13 protein-coding genes are annotated in these 21,692 nt (G+C 61.9%); 4 read left to right on the top strand and 9 right to left on the bottom strand.

Annotation, left to right across the window (positions count from 1 at the left end):
* The first annotated feature begins 27 nt into the window (after positions 1-27).
* From ACR0JC_RS06875 to ACR0JC_RS06865, 3 genes are all read left to right on the top strand, one after another.
* Complete coding sequence (locus ACR0JC_RS06875) at positions 28-429, top strand: hypothetical protein (RefSeq protein WP_437342829.1); 402 nt, start codon at positions 28-30, stop codon at positions 427-429.
* A gap of 3 nt (positions 430-432) precedes the next feature.
* Complete coding sequence (locus ACR0JC_RS06870; RefSeq protein ID WP_170337786.1) at positions 433-1,665, top strand: HlyD family secretion protein; 1,233 nt, start codon at positions 433-435, stop codon at positions 1,663-1,665.
* A 70-nt stretch (positions 1,666-1,735) separates the two neighbouring features.
* Positions 1,736-2,356, top strand: coding sequence for a CDP-alcohol phosphatidyltransferase family protein (locus tag ACR0JC_RS06865; protein WP_170337788.1), 621 nt, complete (start codon positions 1,736-1,738; stop codon positions 2,354-2,356).
* 53 nt (positions 2,357-2,409) lie between these two features.
* Here ACR0JC_RS06865 and ACR0JC_RS06860 read toward each other — a convergent pair whose 3' ends face one another.
* From ACR0JC_RS06860 to xdhA, 7 genes are all read right to left on the bottom strand, one after another.
* On the bottom strand, positions 2,410-3,483 hold the full coding sequence (locus tag ACR0JC_RS06860) for a BMP family ABC transporter substrate-binding protein (RefSeq protein ID WP_170337473.1): 1,074 nt from the start codon (positions 3,481-3,483) through the stop codon (positions 2,410-2,412).
* A 32-nt stretch (positions 3,484-3,515) separates the two neighbouring features.
* Positions 3,516-4,436 carry an ABC transporter permease gene (locus ACR0JC_RS06855; RefSeq protein WP_170337790.1) on the bottom strand — a complete coding sequence of 307 codons (921 nt, stop codon included), beginning with the start codon at positions 4,434-4,436 and terminating at the stop codon, positions 3,516-3,518.
* A 2-nt stretch (positions 4,437-4,438) separates the two neighbouring features.
* A complete protein-coding gene (locus ACR0JC_RS06850) occupies positions 4,439-5,521 on the bottom strand; it encodes an ABC transporter permease (protein ID WP_170337792.1) in 1,083 nt (360 codons plus the stop codon).
* A gap of 62 nt (positions 5,522-5,583) precedes the next feature.
* Positions 5,584-7,101, bottom strand: coding sequence for an ABC transporter ATP-binding protein (locus ACR0JC_RS06845; protein ID WP_170337794.1), 1,518 nt, complete (start codon positions 7,099-7,101; stop codon positions 5,584-5,586).
* On the bottom strand, positions 7,098-8,033 hold the full coding sequence (gene xdhC, locus ACR0JC_RS06840) for a xanthine dehydrogenase accessory protein XdhC (RefSeq protein ID WP_170337796.1): 936 nt from the start codon (positions 8,031-8,033) through the stop codon (positions 7,098-7,100). The genes ACR0JC_RS06845 and xdhC overlap by 4 nt, the downstream gene beginning before the upstream one ends.
* Positions 8,033-10,435, bottom strand: coding sequence for a xanthine dehydrogenase molybdopterin binding subunit (gene xdhB, locus ACR0JC_RS06835; RefSeq protein ID WP_170337798.1), 2,403 nt, complete (start codon positions 10,433-10,435; stop codon positions 8,033-8,035). The genes xdhC and xdhB overlap by 1 nt, the downstream gene beginning before the upstream one ends.
* The gene (xdhA, locus tag ACR0JC_RS06830) at positions 10,432-11,793 is read right to left on the bottom strand and encodes a xanthine dehydrogenase small subunit (RefSeq protein WP_170337801.1); all 1,362 of its coding nucleotides are present in this window, start codon (positions 11,791-11,793) and stop codon (positions 10,432-10,434) included. The genes xdhB and xdhA overlap by 4 nt, the downstream gene beginning before the upstream one ends.
* Before the next feature lie 345 nt (positions 11,794-12,138).
* On the opposite strand from xdhA, the gene dnaE reads away from it, so the two are divergent.
* Positions 12,139-15,639, top strand: a complete 3,501-nt coding sequence (gene dnaE / locus ACR0JC_RS06825) for a DNA polymerase III subunit alpha (protein ID WP_170337803.1) — start codon at positions 12,139-12,141, stop codon at positions 15,637-15,639.
* A 20-nt stretch (positions 15,640-15,659) separates the two neighbouring features.
* Here dnaE and ACR0JC_RS06820 read toward each other — a convergent pair whose 3' ends face one another.
* Both ACR0JC_RS06820 and ACR0JC_RS06815 read right to left on the bottom strand, forming a co-directional pair.
* A complete protein-coding gene (locus tag ACR0JC_RS06820) occupies positions 15,660-19,751 on the bottom strand; it encodes a translocation/assembly module TamB domain-containing protein (protein WP_170337805.1) in 4,092 nt (1,363 codons plus the stop codon).
* The gene (locus ACR0JC_RS06815; RefSeq protein WP_254444928.1) at positions 19,748-21,475 is read right to left on the bottom strand and encodes an autotransporter assembly complex protein TamA; all 1,728 of its coding nucleotides are present in this window, start codon (positions 21,473-21,475) and stop codon (positions 19,748-19,750) included. The genes ACR0JC_RS06820 and ACR0JC_RS06815 overlap by 4 nt, the downstream gene beginning before the upstream one ends.
* Positions 21,476-21,692 lie beyond the last annotated feature (217 nt).

The raw sequence follows: 21,692 nt of genomic DNA, 5'->3' as shown, positions 1-21,692 counted from the left end.
TCACAACCAAAAACGCAGGAGGGCAGGGTGACCACCGCAGACCTACACCCAATGGCCACAGGGCACATTCCGTCATATGTGACCCAGGCGGATGGCAGCGATTTTCTCTTCAATTTCATGGTGATCTTCACGGTTGGTCTGATCCTGCTGATCGGTGTCGCCTATTTCACATTGCACTCGATCCCCGAGAAGATGGCCCATGAGAACAACCACCCGCAGTTTCAGTTGGTTGGTATCCTGGCGTTGTTGGCCCTGTTTACGCACAACGGATTGTTCTGGGTTGCCGCCATCCTGGTTGCGGGTTTTCAGTTTCCGGACTTTGCAGCGCCCCTGCGCGCGATTGCAGATGCAATTCGGTCGCTGTCACCCGGTGCGTCTCCTCCGCCCGCCGAGCCCGACCCTGAGCCCGCCGCTCCGCAGGAGCACTGACGCATGATCGAAACATTTTTGTGCGCACTGGTCACCGTTCTGCCCGACTTTCTGTTCCGGCGCTTCGTTCAGGGAAAGCGCATTGGTCACGAAATCACGCTGTTCACCATGTGGTACGAACTGCGCTGGGGGCTGACCGCCTGCGCGATCCTTGCGCTGACGGTGATTACCACGCTGTTCTACTTCCATCCGGCAAGCAAAACGGCGGCGTCCTATTTCCGGACCGTGACGATTCTTCCGCAACTGGGTGGGCGGGTGTCCGAGGTATATGTCACCAACAACCAGATGGTCACCGCGGGCCAGCCGATCTTCCGTATCGAGGATTTCACCCAGCGCGCGCAGGTCGAAGCCGCACATGCCCAGATCGCGCAGATACAGGCCTCGCTGAAGGTTGCGCAAACGGATCTGGCCGAGGCCGAAGCCGGCATTGCAGGCGCGCAGGCGGCGCTGGCGCAGGCGCTCGAGGATTTGGAGCGCAACACGACACTGCGCGACCAGGGATCCAGCGCAGTCCGCCTGACCGAGATCGAGCGACTGGAGAACCTTGTCGCCGAGCGCGAGGCAAAGGTTCTGGCCGCGCAATCCCAAAAGGCGGCCGTTGTTCAGAAGATCGAAGAACTGATCCCTGCCCAGTTGGCCAGCGCCGAAGCGCAGCTGGATGCCGCTCTGGCCGAATTGGACAAGACGACAATCAGCGCCGGTGTGACGGGCCGTGTCGAACAGTTCGGGCTACGGGTCGGCGATTTTGTCAGCCCGCTGATGCGCCCGGCGGGGATTCTGGTTCCGACGGATTCCGGCCGCGACCGGTTTCAGGCGGCTTTCAACCAGATGTCTGCGCAGGTGATCAAACCGGGAATGATCGGAGAGCTGGGCTGTATGACACGGCCATTCACGGTGATTCCGGTCGTTGTGGTCCAGGTGCAGGATGTGATCCCTTCGGGACAGATCCGGCCCACCGACGAATTGCGCGACGTTCAACAGAACACAACCCCCGGATCAATCCTCGTGTATCTCGAGCCGCTTTATGAAGGGCTGGCCGACAAGGTCCCCCCGGGCAGCAACTGTCTTGCCAATGTCTACACCGACAATCACGACAGGCTTGAACACGAAGATTTGGGTTTCTGGGAAAGGGCATTCCTGCATGTCGTGGACACGATCGGTGTGGTTCATGCGGCAGGCTTGCGACTGCGTCTGATCCTGATGCCGGTGAACACGCTGGTTCTAAGCGGTCACTGATGGCGGGAACGTGAGTGTTCTCGCGCTATTGTGTCTGGAAATGGCGCCTGTCCCCGGTTAACTGCCGCACATGTTTGATGCGCAAATCCGCCCGATTATCGACCCGGCCCTGAACGCTCAGGGCCGTTTTCTCGCGCGGTTGGGCTTTACGGCAAACCAGGTGACGCTGATTGGGCTGGCTCTCGGTTTGGTCGCAGCGGGCCTGATCGTGACAGGCGCGACGTACTGGGCGCTGCTGCCGTTACTGCTGTCGCGTCTCGCGGATGGCTTGGACGGTGCTGTTGCGCGTGCCCGGGGCGGGACCGATTTCGGCGGCTATCTGGATATCACCTGCGACTTTCTGTTCTACGGCGCGATCCCCTTCGCATTTATTCTGGCTGACCCGGCTGCCAATGGCGTGGCCGGTGCTTTCCTTTTGCTGTCCTTCTATTTCAACGGCACCAGTTTTCTAGGCTTTTCGCTGCTGGCCGACCGGCACGGTTTGAAGACCGACGCCAGAGGGCAGAAGGCCCTGTATTTTTCCGGTGGTTTGCTGGAGGGGGCAGAAACGATCGGTTTCCTTGTTCTTTTGTGTCTGGTGCCAGATGCGTTTGCCGCTTTGGCGTGGATATTCGGCAGCTTGTGTTTCCTGACCGCCATATCCCGGATCGTGTTGGCAGCGCGCAGTTTCGGCAACCGTTCCGGGAACTAAAAAAGCCCGCCGTTTCCGGCGGGCTTTGGGTTTGCTTACAGTACATGCCGCGCTTATTGCGGGATGTCGCCTTCCAGCCCTTCGACATAGAAGTTCATGCCGGCCAGAGTGCCATCATCGGCCACTTCGCCCTCGGCCAGCCAGGCGCTGCCGTCCTGCTTGTTCAGCGGTCCGGTGAACGGGTGATAGCTGCCATCTGCAATCGCGGCTTTCAGGGCCAGCGCCTCTTCTTTTACGTCGGCCGGCACGGCGTCGGAAATCTCGCCGATTTCAACCATGCCTTCCTTGATGCCGTCCCAGGTGTTCACCGACTCCCAGGTGCCGTCCATCACGGCTTGGGTGCGTGCGATGTAGTAAGGCGCCCAGTTGTCGATGATCGAGCTAACGCGCGGCATCGGAGCATATTCGCTCATGTCCGAGGCCTGGCCGAAAGTGATCACGTTGCCGGCTTCTTGTGCGGCCGCCTGCGGTGCGGTCGAGTCGGTGTGCTGCAGGATCACGTCTGCGCCCTGTTCTATCAGAACCTTCGCCGCGTCGGCCTCTTTCGCCGGATCGAACCAGGTGTAGGCCCAGACGATCTTGAACTCGACATCCGGGTTCACCTTCTTGGCGTGGATGAAGGCCGAGTTGATGCCGCGGATCACTTCGGGGATCGGGTACGAGCCGATGTAGCCGATGATATTCGACTTGGTCATCTTGCCGGCGATATGACCTTGGACAGCGCGACCCTCATAGAAACGCGCCGAGTAGACCGACACGTTGTCGGCGGTCTTGTAACCCGTGGCGTGTTCAAATTTCACGTCCGGGAATTTCTTGGCCACGTTGATGGTCGGGTCCATGTAACCGAACGAGGTGGTGAAGATCAGGTCCGCACCTTCCAGCGCCATCTGAGTCATGACGCGCTCGGCATCCGGGCCTTCGGGCACCGATTCCACGTACACGGTTTCGACCTTGTCGCCAAAGTGCTTCTCGACGGCCTGACGGCCCTTGTCGTGTTCATAGGTCCAGCCGCCGTCGCCCACCGGGCCGACATAGACGAAACCGACCTTTGTCTTGTCCTCGGCCACGGCGCCCGTGGCAAGGCCAAGTGCCATGGCGGCGCTTGCCAGAAGTGAAGTGAATTTCATTTAGTTACTCCCCAAGTTGGTACAGTTGGCCCCTAGTGCGAGGCGTGGAAGGTCCGGCCCAGTGAGGCAGGTGCGCTGCTCTTGTCGGCCGAAAGGATCACAAGCACAAGGATCGTGATGATGTAGGGCGACATTGCCAGATACTCGACAGGTATGGCAACGCCCGCTGCCTGCAGATTAAGCTGCAAGACCGTGATTCCGCCAAACAAATAGGCACCCAGCAAGGCGCGCCACGGTTTCCAGCTGGCAAACACCACCAGAGCCAGAGCAATCCACCCGACTCCGGCGGTCATGCCTTCGGTCCACTGAGGGACCCGGATCAGGCTGATATATGCACCGCCAAGCCCCGCACAGGCCCCGCCGAACAGGATCGCCATGATGCGGATCTTGATGACCTTGTAGCCGAGGGCATGCGCCGCATCATGGTTCTCACCCACCGCACGCAGGATCAGCCCGACGCGGGTGTATTTCAACGTGGCCCACACCGCTGCCGTCAACGCGACTCCGACATAGAGGATCGGATCATGTTGGAACAGGATCGGGCCGATGACCGGAATATCGCTGAGCAGCGGGATGTGGATGTCCCCCATGCTGGGCGGTTTGATGCCCACATAGCTTTGGCCTAGAAGGGCACTGAAGCCCAAGCCAAACAGCGTCAGCGCAAGACCGCTGGCCACCTGGTTCGCCAGCGCGAACTGGGTCAGCAGAACGAACAGCAGCGACAGTAGCGCACCGCCAACGGCCGCCGCGACGAAACCCAACCATGGCGAGCCTGTCTCGACCGAGATGGCAAATCCGCTGATTGCGCCCACGATCATCATGCCTTCGACGCCGAGGTTCAGAACGCCGGCCTTTTCGACGACAAGCTCTCCGATCGCCGCGAGCAGAAGCGGGGTTGCGGCAACCATCAACGAGGCCAGCAAAAGAACGGGATTGATTTCTCCAAGGTCCATGGTCACGCCACCTCGCTACGGGCCGCACGGATGCGGTAGTTGGTCAAAAGATCGAAGGCCAGCAGGAAGAACAGAAGCATTCCCTGGAACACCTGGATGGCCGCAGCGGGCAGCCCCAGCTGGGATTGTGCGATTTCGCCACCGATATAGGTCAGCGCCATCAGGCCGCCGGCCAGCAGGATGCCCACCGGGTGCAGACGGCCCAGAAACGCAACGATGATCGCGGTAAAGCCGTAGCCCACGTTGAAGTCGATGCTCACCACGCCGGACGGGCCCGAGACCTCGAACATGCCGGCAAGACCGGCCAGCGCGCCCGACAGCCCCAGGCAAAACAGGATCAGCCGCGGGGGATTCACGCCAGCAAATCGCGCCGCGCGCGGAGCTTCGCCCGTGAGGCGGATGTGAAACCCCAGCATGTGCCGGTTCAGCAGGACATAGGCAAAGATCACCGCGATAAAGGCCGCGACGACGCCCCAGTGCATGCCTGTTCCGGCGAACAGTTCAGCATTGTGGGCGCTTTCATAGGACTGCAGGTTGCGCGAGCCGGGAAATCCGAACCCTTCAGGGTTTTTCAGCAGACCCAGCGACATCGAGGCCAGAAACTGCTCGGCCACGTAAACCAACATCAGAGAAACGAGAATCTCGTTGGTTCCGAACCGAACCTTGAGAAGGGCCGGGATCATCGCCCAGATCCAGCCGCCGAATGCGCCGGCGATCACCATGATGGGAAAGACGTACCACGCATCCAGAGGGTAGAAGGCCAGGCCGGCCGCGGCGCCGAAGATAGCGCCCATGATGTACTGGCCCTCGGCGCCGATATTCCAGATACCGGCGCGGAAGCCCAGCGATAGACCGATGGCGATCAGAACCAACGGTGCGCCCTTCACCAGCAGTTGCGGTCGGTAATAAAATGAGAACTCTCCGAACAGGGGTTCCCAGAAGATGGTTCCGATCGCTTCGACCGGGTTCTTGCCCAGAATTGCAAACAGCAACCCGCCGAAAACCATGGTTGCCAGCACTGCGACCAGAGGGGTGGCATACGACCACGCCTTGGACGGCTGTGGCCTTTTCTCCAACACTATCATTTGCTCATCCCCCCAAAGTCTTCGTCTTTTTTGGATTTTTGCGCCAGAGGCGGCAGCTTAGGTTACACATGGGCCACCTCCATCCCATGCGCGCCGCCCATCATCAGACCGATCTCTTCGACGGTCAGGCCAGTTGTGGGACGCGGAGCGCTGAGGCGCCCTTCGTTCAAGGCGGCGAAACTGTCGGAAATCTCCATCAGCTCATCCAGATCCTGGCTGATGCAGACCACCGCCGTTCCCTTGGCCGCAAGGTCCAGAATGGCCTGACGGATCGCAGCGGCTGCGGCGGCGTCGACGCCCCAGGTCGGCTGGTTCACGACCAGAACTTCGGGGTTTTGCAGGACTTCCCGGCCGATGACGAATTTCTGCAGGTTGCCGCCCGACAGCGACCGCGCGGCGTTTTCCGGCCCCGGGGTCCGCACGTCGAATGCCTGAATGATCTTCTCCGCAAAAATGCGGGTGTCAGCCCATTTCAAAAAACCGTTCTTCTCCAAAGACTCGCGCACCGAGCCGGTCAGCAGAGCGTTTTCTGTTAGGCTCATGTCCGGCGCCGCGGCATGTCCCAACCGCTCTTCCGGGGCCGTCAGCACACCCAGTCTGCGCCGGGCCGTCGGACCCAGTTTGCCAATCGGCTGGCCGTTGAAGCGGATCGCATCCGCGTCCGTCAGGATTTCACCGGACAAAACGCCCAGCAGTTCGTCCTGACCGTTGCCGGCCACGCCGCCGATGCCTAGAACCTCGCCCTTGCGGACGGTCAGGTGCACGTTCTTCAGCGCGGTCCCGAATTCGGAAGGGGACGGGACCGAAAGCCCGGTAACATCCAGCGCGACGGGTCCGAACTCGCGCCCAGACCGTTCAGGGGTCTGAAGGGCTGATCCCACCATCATTTCGGCCATGTCGCGGGCGGATGTTTCGCTGGGTGTGCATTCACCCACATTCTTGCCCAGCCGTAGAATGGTGGCGTGGTCGCACAGCGTGCGGATTTCCTCCAGCTTGTGCGAGATGTACAGGATCGAGGTCCCCTCCGACCGCAGCTTTTTCAGTGTTTCGAACAGGATATCTACCTCCTGCGGCGTCAGGACCGAGGTCGGTTCGTCCATGATCAGCAGCTTTGGGTCCTGCAGCAGGCAGCGGATGATCTCAACCCGCTGGCGTTCACCGGCAGACAGGTCACCAACCCGACGATACGGATCCAGTGGCAGGCCATAGGTCTCCGAGACCTCGCGAATGCGCGATGCCAGATCACCCATCGGCGGCGGGCTTTCCATGCCCAAGGCGATGTTTTCGGCCACGTTCAGCGCGTCAAACAGAGAAAAATGCTGGAACACCATGGCGATGCCATCGGCACGGGCCGCGCGCGGCTCGGCCGGCGCATAGGGTTGGCCGCGCAACAGCATCGTGCCGCTGTCCGGCTTGACCAGCCCGTAGATCATCTTCACCAGCGTGGATTTTCCTGCGCCGTTTTCGCCCAGCAGGGCGTGAACTTCGCCCTCACCGATATCAAAGGACACGTGGTCGTTGGCCACGACGCCGGGATAGGCCTTGGTCAGCCCCTGCAAGCTCAGTAGTGGAGTGGTCACGCGCTCTGGTCCTTCTTCAAGTCGTTCTGTCGGGCGGGGCGCAGGATTTGCGCTGCCACACCAACTGCGATCATCTGCGGGTGCTTGCCCAACGATGGGTCACCGATCGGGCAGGTGATCCGGGCGATCTGAGCCGGTGAGTGACCCAGCGCAGCCAGGCGCGAGCGGAATCGCGCCCATTTCGTAGCCGAGCCGATCAGCCCGGCAAAGCGAAAACCGTGCGTCAATAGCCGGTTGCACAGTTCCAGATCCAGATTGTGTGAATAAGTCAGCACCAAGTGCTCGGCTTGAACCGGTGCGTGGTGTACGAGCTCGGCCGGGTTCGCTGCCGGAACCACGGTTACACCTGCTGGGATGTCAGCTGGAAACCGGTCGGCGGCGGTATCCACCCAGGTGATGGCAAGATCGGGGAGAGGCGACAGCACATCCACAAGCGCCCGTCCGACATGACCGGCCCCCCAGATCCACAATTGGCGGGTCGGTGTGTGCACCGGCTCGATCATCCAGCCGTCAAGCAATTGCGGGTCAGGCGCGATACCCTGTGCGCGTGCGGTTGCCAGCAGCCGCTTGACCGACAATGGCATGTCACCACCGGCAGTCGGGCGTGCGATGACGGTATCGTCCAGGGCCTCGATGGATTTCAGGTCATAGACCTCGCTCAGCAGCGTTACGGCACCGCCACAGCATTGCCCGAGGTCGGGACCCAGCGCATGGCGGGACAGGCAGGTTGGGCTTTGCTGGACCCGGGCGGCCTCAGTCGCCTGATACTCCAGCGTGCCGCCCCCGATCGTGCCGGATTGCCCGCCCTTCCAGACCAGCATCGCGGCGCCGACCTCGCGCGGGGACGAGCCTCGGATTGCGGCAATGACCACGCGGGTCACCTTGCCATGCGTCTTGACCGCCTCCCTCAAAGTCTCCCGGTCAAATCCCATCAGGTACCTCCACGCATGCGTTGAATGGCGGTCCAGACCTCTTCGGCGGTGGCCGGGGCATTGATCGCAGGATACCCGTCGCCGCAGGCCGCAACCGCGTTCGACAACGCCAGCCAGGCCGAGATGCCCAGCATGAAAGGCGGCTCGCCCACTGCTTTTGAGCGATAGATGGTGTCTTCGCGGTTCTGACCATCCAAAAGCGCAACGTTGAACACACCCGGTCGGTCCGAACAGGCGGGGATCTTGTAGGTCGATGGCGCATGGGTGCGCAGCCGGCCTTTGTCGTCCCAGACCAGTTCCTCGGTCGTCAGCCAGCCCGCACCTTGCACATAGCCGCCCTCGACCTGCCCGATATCCAGCGCAGGGTTCAGCGAAGCACCTGCGTCATGCAGGATATCGGTCCGAAGGATGCGGTTCTCGCCGGTCAGAGTGTCCACGGCGACTTCGGTCACCGAAGCTCCATAGGCGAAGTAGAAGAACGGGCGCCCGCGTCCGGCAATCCGGTCCCACTCGATCTTGGGGGTCTTGTAGAACCCGGTTGCCGACAGGCTGACACGCCCCTGATAGGCCAGCGCCGCCGCCTCGGCAAAGCTGTAGCTTTCCTCGCCCACGCTGACCCGGCCATCGGCAAAGACGACCGCCGATGGATCGGTCTGATGCCGCTCGGCCAGATAGGCGGCCATCCGGTCGCGGATCGTGTCGCAGGCGGCCTTGACCGCCATCCCGTTCAGGTCGCTGCCCGACGAGGCCGCCGTGGCCGAGGTATTCGGCACCTTCGCGGTATCGGTCGCGGTGATCTTCACCATCTCCAGCGGAATGCCGAACCGCGCGGCCGCTACCTGCGCCACTTTCTGGAACAGGCCCTGGCCCATCTCGGTGCCGCCATGGTTCAGATGCACCGAGCCGTCCTGGTAGACATGCACCAACGCCCCGGCCTGGTTCAGATGGGTGAGCGTGAAGGAAATCCCGAACTTGACCGGTGAAAAGGCGATGCCCTTCTTGATCACGCGGTTTTCGGCATTCCACTTCTCGACCGCCGCCTTGCGGGCTGCGTAATCGCAGGACTCCAGCAGGGCTTCGGTCATTGGGTGCAACTCGAAATCGGTGACTTCCATACCGTAGGGGGTGGTGTTGCCACCCGCGGGGACGGGGCGCACCACCGAGCGGCCGGTTTCGACCGCGCCGCGGCTGGTCAGATCCTCATGCGGATCCGGGTGGCCCAGCGGCTTGTCCCGCACCGGTTCTTCAACGCCTGCGTGCGCCGGTTCATAGTAGTTTCGCCGCCGCAGCTCGACCGGGTCCAGACCCAGCACATGCGCGGCGTGATCCATCACCCGCTCGATGCCGACCATGCCCTGCGGCCCACCAAAGCCGCGATAGGCGGTTGCGGACTGTGTGTTGGTCTTCAGCCGATGGCTCTCGATCCGCGCATTGGGCAGAAGGTACGCATTGTCCGAATGCAGCATCGCGCGGTCGGCGACCGGCAGCGACAGGTCCTGCGCCCAACCGCAGATGGCGTAGTGCAGGAAGGAAACACCCTGAATATGGCCGTTTTCGTCAAAGCCGGCTTTGTAGTTGATGCGGAAGGCGTGACGCTTGCCGGTGATGGTCATGTCATCATCCCGGTCATAGCGCATCTTGCAGGCACGGCCGGTTGCCCGTGCCGCAACTGCGCAGGCCACGGCCAGCGCGTTGCCTTGACTTTCCTTGCCGCCGAACCCGCCACCCATCCGCCGGGTTTCGACCCGCACCGCGTGCATGGGAACGCCCAAAGCGTCGGCCACCTTGTGTTGAATCTCGGTCGGGTGCTGGGTCGAGGAATGCACCAGCATGTCGCTGCCTTCATTCGGCACCGCCAGCGCGGCCTGACCTTCCAGGTAGAAATGCTCCTGCCCGCCGATCTCGAACGTGCCTTCGATCACATGCGACGCCTGCGCGATGGCGGCATCCGCATCACCCTTGGCATAGATGCGGGGGCCGTCCTCGAACCGGCTGTCTGCGGCCAGAGCCTCTTCGATCGTCAGGATCGGCGTTTCCTCGGCATAGTCGATCTTGCCCAGCCGGGCGGCCTTGCGCGCCGCCAGATGGCTGGTGGCGACAACCAGAAACACGGGCTGGCCCACGTAATGAACGGTGCCGTCGGACAGCAGCGGTTCGTCATGGATCGAGGGCGAGACGTCATTGGCAAAGGGCAGGTCCTCGGCGGTCATCACCATCACGACCCCCGGGGCCGCGCGGACATCTGACAGGTCCATCGCCGTGATCCGGCCCTTGGCGATCGGGCTCAGGCCGAACGCCAGATGCAACGTGCCCTTGGGGGTCGGAATGTCGTCAACATAACGGGCGACGCCGGACACATGCAGGGGTGCGGCGTCATGGGGCAGCGGCTTGGTCACGCTCATGCCGACACCTCCAGCACATTGGTCAGCTCGCCCTGGTCTTCCAGGAAATAGCGTTCGAGCATGGCCTTTGCGGTCTCCAGCCGGTAGCGGGCCGAGGCACGCATGTCGCTCATCGGGGCATAGTCCTCGGCAAAGGCCGGCAAAGCGCTTTGAACGGTTTCCGCCGTCCACGGGCGACCGGTCAGCGCGGCCTCAACCTGTGCCGCGCGTTTCGGCACACCGGCCATTCCGCCAAAGGCGATCCGGGCTTGCGAGACGACGCCGCCCGAAACGATTATGTTGAAACAGCCGCATACGGCCGAGATATCCTGATCGAACCGTTTGCTCAGCTTGTAGCATTTCAGCCGGTCGGGTTGACGCAGAAAGCTGACCGCTTCCACGAACTCGCCGGGCGCGCGATCCTGCTTTCCATAGTCAATGAAGAAATCTTCGATAGGGATCGACCGCCTCTCGTCGCCCTTGCGCAGGTGCAGCGTGGCCCCCAGCGCGATCAGCGCGGGCGGATTGTCTCCGATGGGCGAGCCGTTGGCGATGTTGCCGCCCACTGTGGCCGCGTGGCGCACTTGAACGCTGGCATAGCGCCGGATCATCTCGGCATAGGACGGATGCAGATCGGCCATCGCCGCGCCCATGCGGTTCATGTCCACCATCGCGCCGATGTGCACCTCGTCTTCGGTGATCGAGATCTCGTTCAGATCGTCGCAGCCGCCCAGAAAGATCACCGGATCAAGGTCGCGCAGCTGCTTGGTGACCCAAAGGCCGACATCGGTGGCACCCGCGATCAAAGTTGCACCGGGATGGGCGGCAAAGACTTTGGCCAGTTCGTCGGATGACTTTGGGAGAAGGGGCGAGGCCGGCTTGGCCGCGACCGGCTTGTCCTTGACCCAGACCGGCACCGGCTGGTTTTCGACGACCTTTGCCGCGCGGATGATCGGCGCATAGCCGGTGCAGCGGCACAGGTTGCCGGCCAGTTGCGTGTCATGATCCGTCGTGCCGTTGGCGTGGCTGGCCACCATCGACATCACGAAACCGGGCGTGCAGAATCCACATTGCGAGCCATGAAGGTCCACCATCGCCTGCTGCACGGGATGCGGCTCGCCGTCGGGCCCGCTCGCCCCCTCGACCGTGCGCACTGCCTTGCCGTGCAGTTGAGGCAGAAAAAGAATGCAGGAATTCAGCGCCTTGGCGCCGGCCTCATCCGTCACCATGACGGTGCAGGCCCCGCAATCGCCCTCGTTGCAGCCTTCCTTCGTGCCGGTCAGACCGCGATCCTCGCGCAGCCAATCCAGCAATGTGGCCGTCGGATCGACATCCGCCAGCTCCACTGTCTCTCCGTTCAGAAGAAACGTGATATTCATTCTTGAAACCCGTCGCCTTACCCGGTTGCGCCCATGGGTGCTCCTGTCTCGATGCGACGTAGAGAAAGAAGCGGGCTTGTAGCTTGCCTGAAGATGTTAGAAACAGCCTGTGCGCGCTGGCAAGAAAAACTGCCTGCCGAATGTACCATTCCCGATCCCATGCCTTGATATGCACCACGTCATTATTATCTAGGCATCTGAATTGAAAGAGATTTTGGTGTAACCCAGGTGGCGTCGACTGAAGCACCTTCTGGAATCTCCGAATAATGCGCGACTATTTTTTCAGCAATCAGCCCTAACTGTTCCGGCTTTTTCCCGGGTCGCGAGTGCGATAGCCTGCCTCGTATGAGCAGTACTCCTCGATTCATCCACCTCCGAGTTCACACCGAATACTCCCTTCTTGAGGGGGCGGTGCGCCTGAAGAAACTGCCAACGCTGTGCGAGCAGATGGACATGCCCGCAGTTGCGGTGACAGACACCAACAACATGTTCGCGGCGCTGGAATTCTCGGTCACCGCAAGCGGTGCGGGTGTGCAGCCGATCATGGGCTGCCAGGTTGATCTGGCGTATGTTCAGGCGCAGCCGGGGGAAAAACCCAAGCCCCCTGCGCCGATTGTACTGCTGGCACAGTCTGAGACGGGGTACGAGCATCTGATGAAGCTCAGCTCGTGCCTGTATGTGGACAAGGGCGGGCAGTTGCCGCAGGTCACGCTTGAGGAGTTGGCTGCGCATTCCGATGGGCTGATCTGCTTGACCGGCGGACCGGACGGCCCCGTTGGCCGCCTGTTGCAGCAGGGCCAGCGTCCGGCGGCCGAGGTGCTGGTAGATCGGTTGGCCGCGATGTTCCCCGATCGCCTTTATATCGAACTGCAACGTCATCCCGGAGAGGATGGCCAGCCCGAGGCCGAGCGCCTGACCGAGCGCGGCCATGTGGAAATGGCCTATGCCAAGAACCTACCTCTGGTGGCCACGAATGACGTCTATTTCCCGACCTCGGATATGTATGAGGCGCATGATGCGCTGATCTGCATTGCCGAGGGTGCCTATGTCGATCAGCAGGAAGGTCGCCGCCGCCTGACCGCGCAGCATTACTTCAAATCGCCGCAGGAAATGGCCACGCTCTTTGCCGATCTGCCCGAGGCGATCGACAATACGGTCGAGATTGCCAAACGTTGCGCCTTCATGGCCTACAAACGGGATCCGATCCTGCCGAAATTCGCCGATGACGAGGTCGAGGAGCTACGCCGCCAGGCCAACGAGGGTCTGCAGGCCCGACTGGCGGTGATCCCGCACGCTGTCCCACCCGAGGAATACCAGAAGCGTCTGGATTTCGAATTGGACATCATCGAGGGCATGGGGTTCCCCGGTTACTTCCTGATCGTTGCGGACTTCATCAAATGGGCCAAGGATCATGACATCCCCGTCGGTCCGGGCCGTGGCTCGGGCGCGGGTTCGCTGGTGGCCTATGCGCTGACGATTACCGACCTTGACCCGCTGCGCTACAGCCTGCTGTTCGAACGCTTCCTGAACCCCGAACGTGTGTCGATGCCCGACTTTGACATCGACTTCTGCATGGACCGCCGCGAAGAGGTGATCCGGTATGTTCAGCAGAAATACGGCCGCGACAAGGTTGGCCAGATCATCACCTTCGGCGCGCTCCTGTCCAAGGCTGCGGTGCGCGATATCGGACGGGTACTGCAGATGCCCTACGGCCAGGTGGACCGCCTGTCCAAGATGATCCCGGTCGAAGGCGTCAAGCCGGTGTCAATCGAGAAGGCCCTGAAAGACGAACCGCGCCTGCGCGAAGAGGCCCGCAACGAAGAGGTGGTCGACCGCCTTCTGACTTACGGCCAGCAGGTCGAGGGACTGCTGCGCAACGCTTCGACCCACGCCGCCGGTGTGGTGATCGGCGACCGGCCGCTGGACGAGCTGGTACCGCTCTATCAGGACCCCCGCTCGGACATGCCTGCCACCCAGTTCAACATGAAGTGGGTTGAACAGGCCGGTCTGGTGAAATTCGACTTTCTGGGCCTCAAGACTCTGACGGTCATCCAGAACGCCATGGACCTGATCTTCAAATCCGGCCGGCCATTGCACGTGGCGGCCGACGGCCGGCAGCTGTACGAGCCGGCCGAGGGGGCCGAGAACCAGATCAACGCCATCCCGCTGGATGACCCGGCCACCTACAAGCTTTATTCCGCGGCCAAGACCGTGGCGGTGTTCCAGGTTGAAAGCTCGGGCATGATGGATGCGCTCAAGCGCATGAAACCCACCTGCATCGAGGACATCGTGGCCCTCGTCGCGCTCTACCGCCCCGGCCCGATGGAGAACATCCCGACCTATTGCGAGGTCAAGAACGGCCAGCGCAAGATCACTTCGGTCCACCCGCTGATCGACCACATTTTGGAAGAAACGCAAGGCATCATCGTCTACCAGGAGCAGGTGATGCAGATCGCGCAGGTCATGGCGGGCTACAGCCTCGGAGGCGCCGACCTGCTGCGCCGCGCGATGGGTAAAAAAATCAAAGAGGCGATGGACGCCGAGCGCCCGAAATTCGAGGCCGGGGCAGCCGCGAACGGGGTAGATGCCAAGAAGGCGTCCGAGGTGTTCGACCTTCTGGAGAAATTCGCCAACTACGGCTTCAACAAATCTCACGCGGCGGCCTACGCGGTGGTCAGCTATCAAACAGGCTGGCTGAAGGCGAACCACCCGGTCGAATTCATGGCCGGTGTCATGAACTGCGATATCCATCTGACCGACAAGCTGGCGATCTATTTCGAAGAGGTCCGCAAGGGTTTGGAACTGCCCTATGTGCCGCCTTGCATAAACCGGTCGCAGGCGACGTTTGATGTGGTGGATGGCAAACTGGTCTATGCGCTGGGCGCGCTGAAAAACGTGGGCGTCGAGGCGATGAACCTCGTGGTGCAGGGCAGGGGCGACAAGCCTTTCGTCAACCTCTTTGACTTTGCCCGCCGGGTCGATCTGAAGAAGGTCGGCAAACGGCCGCTGGAGATGCTGGCCCGTGCGGGGGCCTTTGACGAGCTGGACAAGAACCGCCGCCGGGTCTTCGAAAGCCTGGAACAGCTGGTGCAGTATTCCGCGGCGATCCACGAACAGAAGAACTCGAACCAGGTGTCGCTGTTCGGCGAGGCGGGCGACGATCTGCCCGAACCGCGCCTGTCGAAATCGCCCGACTGGCTGCCCGCCGAACGGCTGAGCGAAGAATTCAAGGCGATCGGCTTCTACCTGTCCGGCCACCCGTTGGACGACTACATGCCGGCCCTGAAACGCAAGCAGGTGATGACGCTGGACGAGGTTACCGAAAAGGCACGCTCGGGTCCGTTGATCGCCAAGATGGCCGGTGTGGTCGCCGGGCGACAGGAGCGGAAATCGGCCAAGGGCAACCGGTTCGCCTTTGCACAGCTGTCCGACCCGACGGGGGCGTACGAGGTGACGCTGTTCTCGGAAGCCCTAGAGAAATCACGCGAATACCTGGAAACCGGCGCGCAGGTCGTGCTGACGGCCGAAGCCACGATGGAGGCCGACCAGCTGAAGCTGCTGGCGCGCTCAGTCGGGCCGGCGGATTCAGTCGTGGCCGAGGCTGGCGCGACCGGGCTTCGTATCTTTTTGGACCAATCACAGGCGCTGTCGACGGTCGCGAGCGTTCTCGCGAATGCTGCGGGAGCGGCCAAAAACGCCTCGAAAGGGCCGATCCATTTGTGTCTGCTGGATCCGGGTTTGCCGGGCGAGGTCGAAATGGATCTGGGGCAGGAATTCCCGATCAATCCCCAAATCAAGGGTGCCATCAAATCACTGGATGGGGTCTTGTCCGTCGAAGAGGTCTAGGGTGGCGGTCCCGCCCAACCCTAGTAGTCACGCTCGAAGAAAATCCCGATGCCGGTATCGCCGCGCCCATCTACGGTGCCGCGCACCGTCACGCTGTCGCTGACGTCCAGGTTCAGGTTCACCTCGGTGTCGCCTTCGGTGTTCACGGTGAAATCGGTGTACAGGTTGTCGCTCAGATAAGCGCCGGCGCCCAGACGCCCGCCGCCGCCCTCGGTCGCGCCGACGTCGACGGTATCTACGCCCGTGGCCTCCCGAACGCCCTTGGTGGCATCGCCACCGGCACCGCTCAGCTGGGCCAGCGACGCGGCCATCTGGGCAATGACAAACGGGGACAGTTCGGAAAAGCGGTTGCCGAACAGCAGCATGGCCAGCGCCTCTTCGGCGGGGCGTTCGGGGTCCGAGAACACATCGACTGTCGGAGAATCCAGCGGGCCCGCGATTTCCAACGTCGCGGTTCCATCCGAAGTGCTGGCCGAGGATTCGAATTCGATATACGGCGTCAGGTCGCCCTGCAGGCTGACCACGCCTTTGGTCAGCGCCAGCCTCCGGCCAAGGATGTCCAGATTACCGCGGATCAGTTCGATCTGGCCCGATGGGATGACGGATTTGGTGGTGCCCTTGATGAAGATCGCACCGCCCAATTCAGCATTCACACCGCGGCCCCGCACGAAAACCGCCTTGGGGGCCAACAGGCTGATGTCGAGAGAGATGCGAGAGTCCGATTGCGACGTTTCCTCTTTTTCAACCAACTGCGCCCGTTCCCGAGTGACGTAGCTGGCATTGCTTTCGTTCACGTGTTCGATCTTCGGGATCGGCGCGGCCCCCACCGCGCCAGATGCCGCGGCCAGGTTGATGTTGGTCTCGCCAAACGTGATCTGCCCGACCAGCGAACTGTTCCCTGCCAAGGCGCCCGTCATTGCGATCTGGCCGTTCAACGTGGTCTCGTACAGAAGATTGTCCGTCAGGACGAGATTGTTGATTGCAGTTGTGATCTGCGCGTTGAACGGCGGTGTAAGGTCGACCGGGCCACTGACCGTAAATCCGCCTCCGGCGCGCATGCCGCCGCGCATCGAAATCGTTGCGCGGCTGTTGGCAAGGTCTACAGTTCCTCCGATATCGGTGATGGTCTGCCCAACGCTGGGGATCGCCATCGACGTCCCTGAGGTGGTGATCTGACCACTCAGTGACTCCAGCGCCGGCTTGCCCTTCAACGCCAGGTCGAACCGGGCCGATCCGTCGATCTTGTTGGGCGTGATGAAGATGTTTGCAATGCCCAAATTGACGCCGCCCTGTGCGGAGATGTCGGCATTGCCCGAGGCTTCGTCGTAGGTGCCTTTGACTGCACTGCTGATCTCGGCCGGTCCGGCGGCGTCGGCATCAATGGTCCACACGCCGTTCTGGCGCGTTGCATTGCCTTTCGCCGTCAAGCTGCCCGGAAACTCGGGCGCAAAACGTTCGACCCGATCGAACTTGGCGTCAAAGTCCAGGTCGGCCGAGCCATCCGTATTCACGCTGCCGACAAGATTGGCGTAGGACGTCTCCGGGCCGGTCACTCTGACCGTGCCCTCGACACCGCTGGATGTGGGGGCCACATTCCCATTCACCTTCAGCGGTCCAGTCAGGGTCTGTGAAACCCGGGCGAGGTCGTCCAACGCGGCGGAGAAGCTCAGCCCGCCGCTTTCGCGGCTCAAGATGCCGGATGCGTTGGCGGACAAGGCTGTCCCTGCAAGCCGGAAGTTGCGGATGTTCAACCCTTCCTCGCCGTTCGATGCGTCGACTGTCAGCGTCGTCTGTCCGGGGATCAGCGCATCCACCGCTTGGATTCCGGTCAGAATGTCCTTTGCGTTGGTTTTGCCCTGTACATCGAAGACTTTGCTGCCACGGGCCCCTCGACCGGTCACATCCGCCGTGACCGCGCCCGCCAACGTACGGCCTGCCAGTCCGGAAAAGACGGACAGGTCGGGGGCATCGACCTGCGCTTGACCGTCAAAGGCCAGGTTTCCGGTCGGATCGTCGATGGTTGCCGCGACTTGGGCATTCAGCGCGGCTGCGTCAACGGTCGCCTTGCGAATTTCGATCCGGTCACCCGTGCGCGCGCCGTCGAAGTTCAGGACGACGCGCCCGGTCACAAGCGGATCCACCTGATCCAGGCCGGTTTGTAGGTCAGTAGTAGTCACCTGCGCAGTGCCATCAAACTCAAGGGTCTGCACGGTGCCCTTGCCATCCACTTGGGCCTGAACGGCCCCCGCAAGGTCGCGCTTGGCGAGGCCGGAGAATACCGAAAGGTCAAAGGCATTGACGCGGGCCTGGCCGTCGATGGTCAGATTGCCGTTCGGAGTGGTGACCGCGCCATCCGCCTGTGCGTTCAGGGTTTCGCCGTCGATGGTGAAAGCGCGGATCAGGATGCCGGTTGCATCCCGCTTGGCGTCCAGCGTGATGTCCGTCTCGCCCGCGATGATGGGGTCGATATCGTCCCGACCAGTGGACAGGTTTTGTCCGGAAACGGCCAGCTTGCCGTCAAAACTGCCCTCCAACGGCGAGCCCGCCCCCTCGACCCGGACCGATGCCCGGCCGCCCAGATCTAATTTGGCGACCTCAGAGAAACGAGACAGATCGGACGCCGTTACCTTTGCCGATCCGTCAATCTTCAGACCGCTTTCAAGCCCGCTGACGACAGCATCGGCGGTCGCCGAATAGTCGGTTCCCCCAAGTTCGAGACCCGAGAGTCGGAGCGATTTGTCCCGTCCGTATTCGAACTGGCCATCCAAGGTGACGCGATCGCCCACCGCTGTGTTCAGAGCAGGGTCAGCCAAGTCCAAACCGTCCAGAGAGGCTTGAAGATCTCCGGTCAGGTCCAGACCGCCAATCTGAGTCAGGGTGCCCTGTGCGGTCAACCGCGTGTGCGCAATCTGGACTTGGGGTGTGACAACATTCTCGGTCGTCAGGCTCAGGTCCCAATGATTGCCGTTTTCGTGGTCGAACAGGGCAGAGAGCTGTGCGGCCTTGACGGATGTGTCTCCTCCACCGAATGGCAGGACCACGTCGTCCCCGGCCGGTGGCGAGATCCGTGCCTGGACGGCTGCCAGTTGCAGCGCCCCGCCTGTTCCAAGGCTGAGCTGCGCTTCCAGTTTCAAAGCTTCGGACGTGATGTCCGCCTCGGTAATCTCCAGCGCACCTTCGGCTCCGGTACGGCCATCGACATACAGACGTGTATCCGTACCGAAGAAGGTATCCATGTTGGCGGCCAGAAATGGGGTCAGGTCGCCGCCCAGGTCGGCGGTAAAGGCAATGCCTTCGTCTGCCGCCCCTTCGGTCTTCTCGATCCCGCGCAGGCGCACCTGGCCCGAGACACGGTCGACATTGTCACTGCTCAGCCCGATATCCGCCGTGAAGTCGGTGATCGGACCGGACCCTTTGGCCGTCAGGCCGATGGGCGGGCTGTCCGGTATATTCAATGCGGTCGAAATCAGCCCACCTGACGCCTCGGAGACGGTCAAGTCCAGGTCGATTTGCCGGCTTTCGTTCTGGAAACCGGCCACAAGATTTATCTGATCGCCGGCCCGGTCCAACCGGTTGATGTCCAGCTTGGTGTCCAGCGCGCCATCGGCCAGATTCAGGTTTCCGTCCACTGAAAGGTCTGCTGCAACGCCGATCAGCGGTTCGCCCAGAGACAACTCGTCAATGCGCAGTTCACCGATCTCGATCGCCACGGGCAGTTCGGGCAGTTGAAAGGGTTTGGTCTCGGCGGTGGCGGCCGGTTCGTCCGTGGTGGTCTTGCCGGGCGCGCGTGCGATGTCGATTTCTTCGGCGGTCAGGGCGTTCACGGAAAACCGGCCGCGGATCAGGGCCAGCCGGTTCCAATCCAGCTCGGCGTTCTTGATGGTCAGCCAGACCCCTTCGTCGTCGGCCACCGTGATCTCCTGGATGCGTGCGCGAGAGCTCAGCGCGCCCTCCAGCCCGATGACCCGGATATTGCGGTTGTCCCCGGATAACGTGTTCTGCAGGAAATCGGTCAGCAGACCACCGCTCTCTTCCTCTTGCGCGGCCACGGGGCCGGACAGGGCAAAGGCGGTTGCCCCGACCGCCAGAGGATATGAAAGGTAACGCCTCAAAATGCTTGCCCAATCCCGATATAGAACTGCAGCCCGTTGCCCGTGTCACCTTGCACAGGCACCGCCAGGTCCAGCCTCAGCGGGCCGAAGCCGCCCAGATCGTACCGAACGCCAAGGCCCGCGCCCGCGTGGTACTCGGCGCCACTGCCGATGAACGAGGACGTGTCTACGATACCGTAGTCGTAAAACCCAACAAGAGACAGCTTTTCAGTGACCTTGCCGCGCACCTCGCCCGACAGGCCAAGAAAGGACTTACCGCCGGCAATGCCCGTGCCGACGGGGACACCAAGGCTTTCATAGGGCTGACCGCGAACGGTGCCCGCGCCGCCGGAGAAGAACAGGAAATCCGGTGTGACACCATCCGCCGGGGGGCCGAGAATCGATCCAAGTTGCACCCGACCGGCCAGCACGATCCGGCCGCCAGTGCCCAGGCTGGTATAGGCGCGACCGTCGAAAAACAGGCGCAGCCCGGTATCCGTGCCCGAGATGCCGACAAAGGGCATGAACTGGCTGTCCAGGTAATACCCGCGGGTGGCGCTGACCTTGCTGTCGCGTTTGTCCCACTCGGACCGGAACGGAATGATGAAATATCTGAACTTGCGGCCGTCACCATAGGCGTCGTCAGCGTTCGAGATGGAAAAGCCCACAGCCGCCTCGGCATACAACTCGTCCGAGAACGTCCGCCGCGCACCATAGGTCAGCGAGGCAACCGACACGCTGTAATTGTCGGTATTTCGGCGCTCGAGCAGCGCGCTCCAGAAGGTGTTGTCGTCCGGGCCCAGTCGGTCGGGCTGATCCAGACGCAGACCCAACCGCCCGTCGATATCCTCAGACCCGCCGATGTTTCGGATGGCGGCCTCAAAGCGCAGCCGTTGAGCGCGGCGGAACACGTTGCGGTGGGTCCAGGTCGCGGTCACGTCCAAGCCATCGCGCGAGGCCAGTTCGACCCCAAACGTCAAGCGGCGTTTGGGCAAGTCCTCGAAGGTGGCGTCGAAATCCAGCGTGCCGTCCGGGTTCGGCGTGTCCCGTTCCTGGATCGAGACGGTGCTGAACGTACCGGTCCGCCGCAGCCGTGTGCCGACCTTTTGCAGCTTTTCGGGCGAGTAGACCTCGCCCGACGGGAAACCGGCGATTTTCTCGATCGAACTGTGGCGGACATCGGTGCCGCCTTCGATATACATCTTGCCGAACTTCAGCCGCGGCCCCTGATCCAGGTCGATCCGGGCGTCCAGCTGGGCCTGTGCGTGCCGGGCGATGATCTGTTGATCGCGCAGTTTCGCTTTGGCGTGGCCCGCGTCCTTCCAGGCCTGAATCCCGGCCGAAGTCGCCTGTTGAATGGCGCCGGTCGTGGCCAGCTTGCCGGGGGCAAACTCTTCGGGCAATTCGGTGTCGGGGGCCAACGGCTGTACGACCGCGGTTCCGAAATTGTACGCTTTGCCGGGGCGAATTGTGATCGTTGCCCGATTGATCTGCGCAGGAACGCTCAGCGAGCTGAGATCTGCCGCTTCCTTCCCGTCCAGCTTGATGCTGACCGACGGGCCGAAATATCCGGCATCATAGAGGATTTGCACGATCGTTCGGTAATCCGACAACGCGGCTGACAGAACTTCAAGCGGCGTGTCCAGACCCCGGTTGTCGGCAGTCATGACCGAGGACGTTTCCTCAATCTGCTTTTTCAAGTCGTCCGACAAACCTGGCGCTGCAAGCGATGTTTCCAGTGCCATCGCACAGGTCGGGGCGAGGGCAAAAAACACACCCGCACACCAGTTCTTCAGACCGCCCCTACGTCTGCTCGCCTGCATCAAATGGCTCCACCTGTCCCGGGCCGCATTGATTTGCGCTGCTTGTCGCGGCGCCGCGATCCCTTGGGAAACAGTTAGACCATCTCAAACCGCTCAGGCAAAGAAATAAACGCGGTTCTCCCAGTTCCCATGCGAAGTT

Source organism: Ruegeria sp. CH5, from assembly GCF_056537025.1.
The sequence above is the reverse complement of the archived record's forward strand: the minus strand, read 5'-3'. Positions and strand labels throughout refer to the sequence as shown.

Bases quoted from the DNA above. Each gene is read 5' to 3' on its own strand.
- ACR0JC_RS06855 (WP_170337790.1), bottom strand. From the start codon at position 4,436: ATGGACCTTGGAGAAATCAATCCCGTTCTTTTGCTGGCCTCGTTGATG.
- ACR0JC_RS06860 (WP_170337473.1), bottom strand. From the start codon at position 3,483: ATGAAATTCACTTCACTTCTGGCAAGCGCCGCCATGGCACTTGGCCTT.
- xdhA (WP_170337801.1), bottom strand. From the start codon at position 11,793: ATGAATATCACGTTTCTTCTGAACGGAGAGACAGTGGAGCTGGCGGAT.
- ACR0JC_RS06850 (WP_170337792.1), bottom strand. From the start codon at position 5,521: ATGATAGTGTTGGAGAAAAGGCCACAGCCGTCCAAGGCGTGGTCGTAT.
- ACR0JC_RS06815 (WP_254444928.1), bottom strand. From the start codon at position 21,475: ATGGCACTGGAAACATCGCTTGCAGCGCCAGGTTTGTCGGACGACTTG.
- xdhC (WP_170337796.1), bottom strand. From the start codon at position 8,033: ATGGGATTTGACCGGGAGACTTTGAGGGAGGCGGTCAAGACGCATGGC.
- ACR0JC_RS06870 (WP_170337786.1), top strand. From the start codon at position 433: ATGATCGAAACATTTTTGTGCGCACTGGTCACCGTTCTGCCCGACTTT.
- dnaE (WP_170337803.1), top strand. From the start codon at position 12,139: ATGAGCAGTACTCCTCGATTCATCCACCTCCGAGTTCACACCGAATAC.
- ACR0JC_RS06865 (WP_170337788.1), top strand. From the start codon at position 1,736: ATGTTTGATGCGCAAATCCGCCCGATTATCGACCCGGCCCTGAACGCT.
- xdhB (WP_170337798.1), bottom strand. From the start codon at position 10,435: ATGAGCGTGACCAAGCCGCTGCCCCATGACGCCGCACCCCTGCATGTG.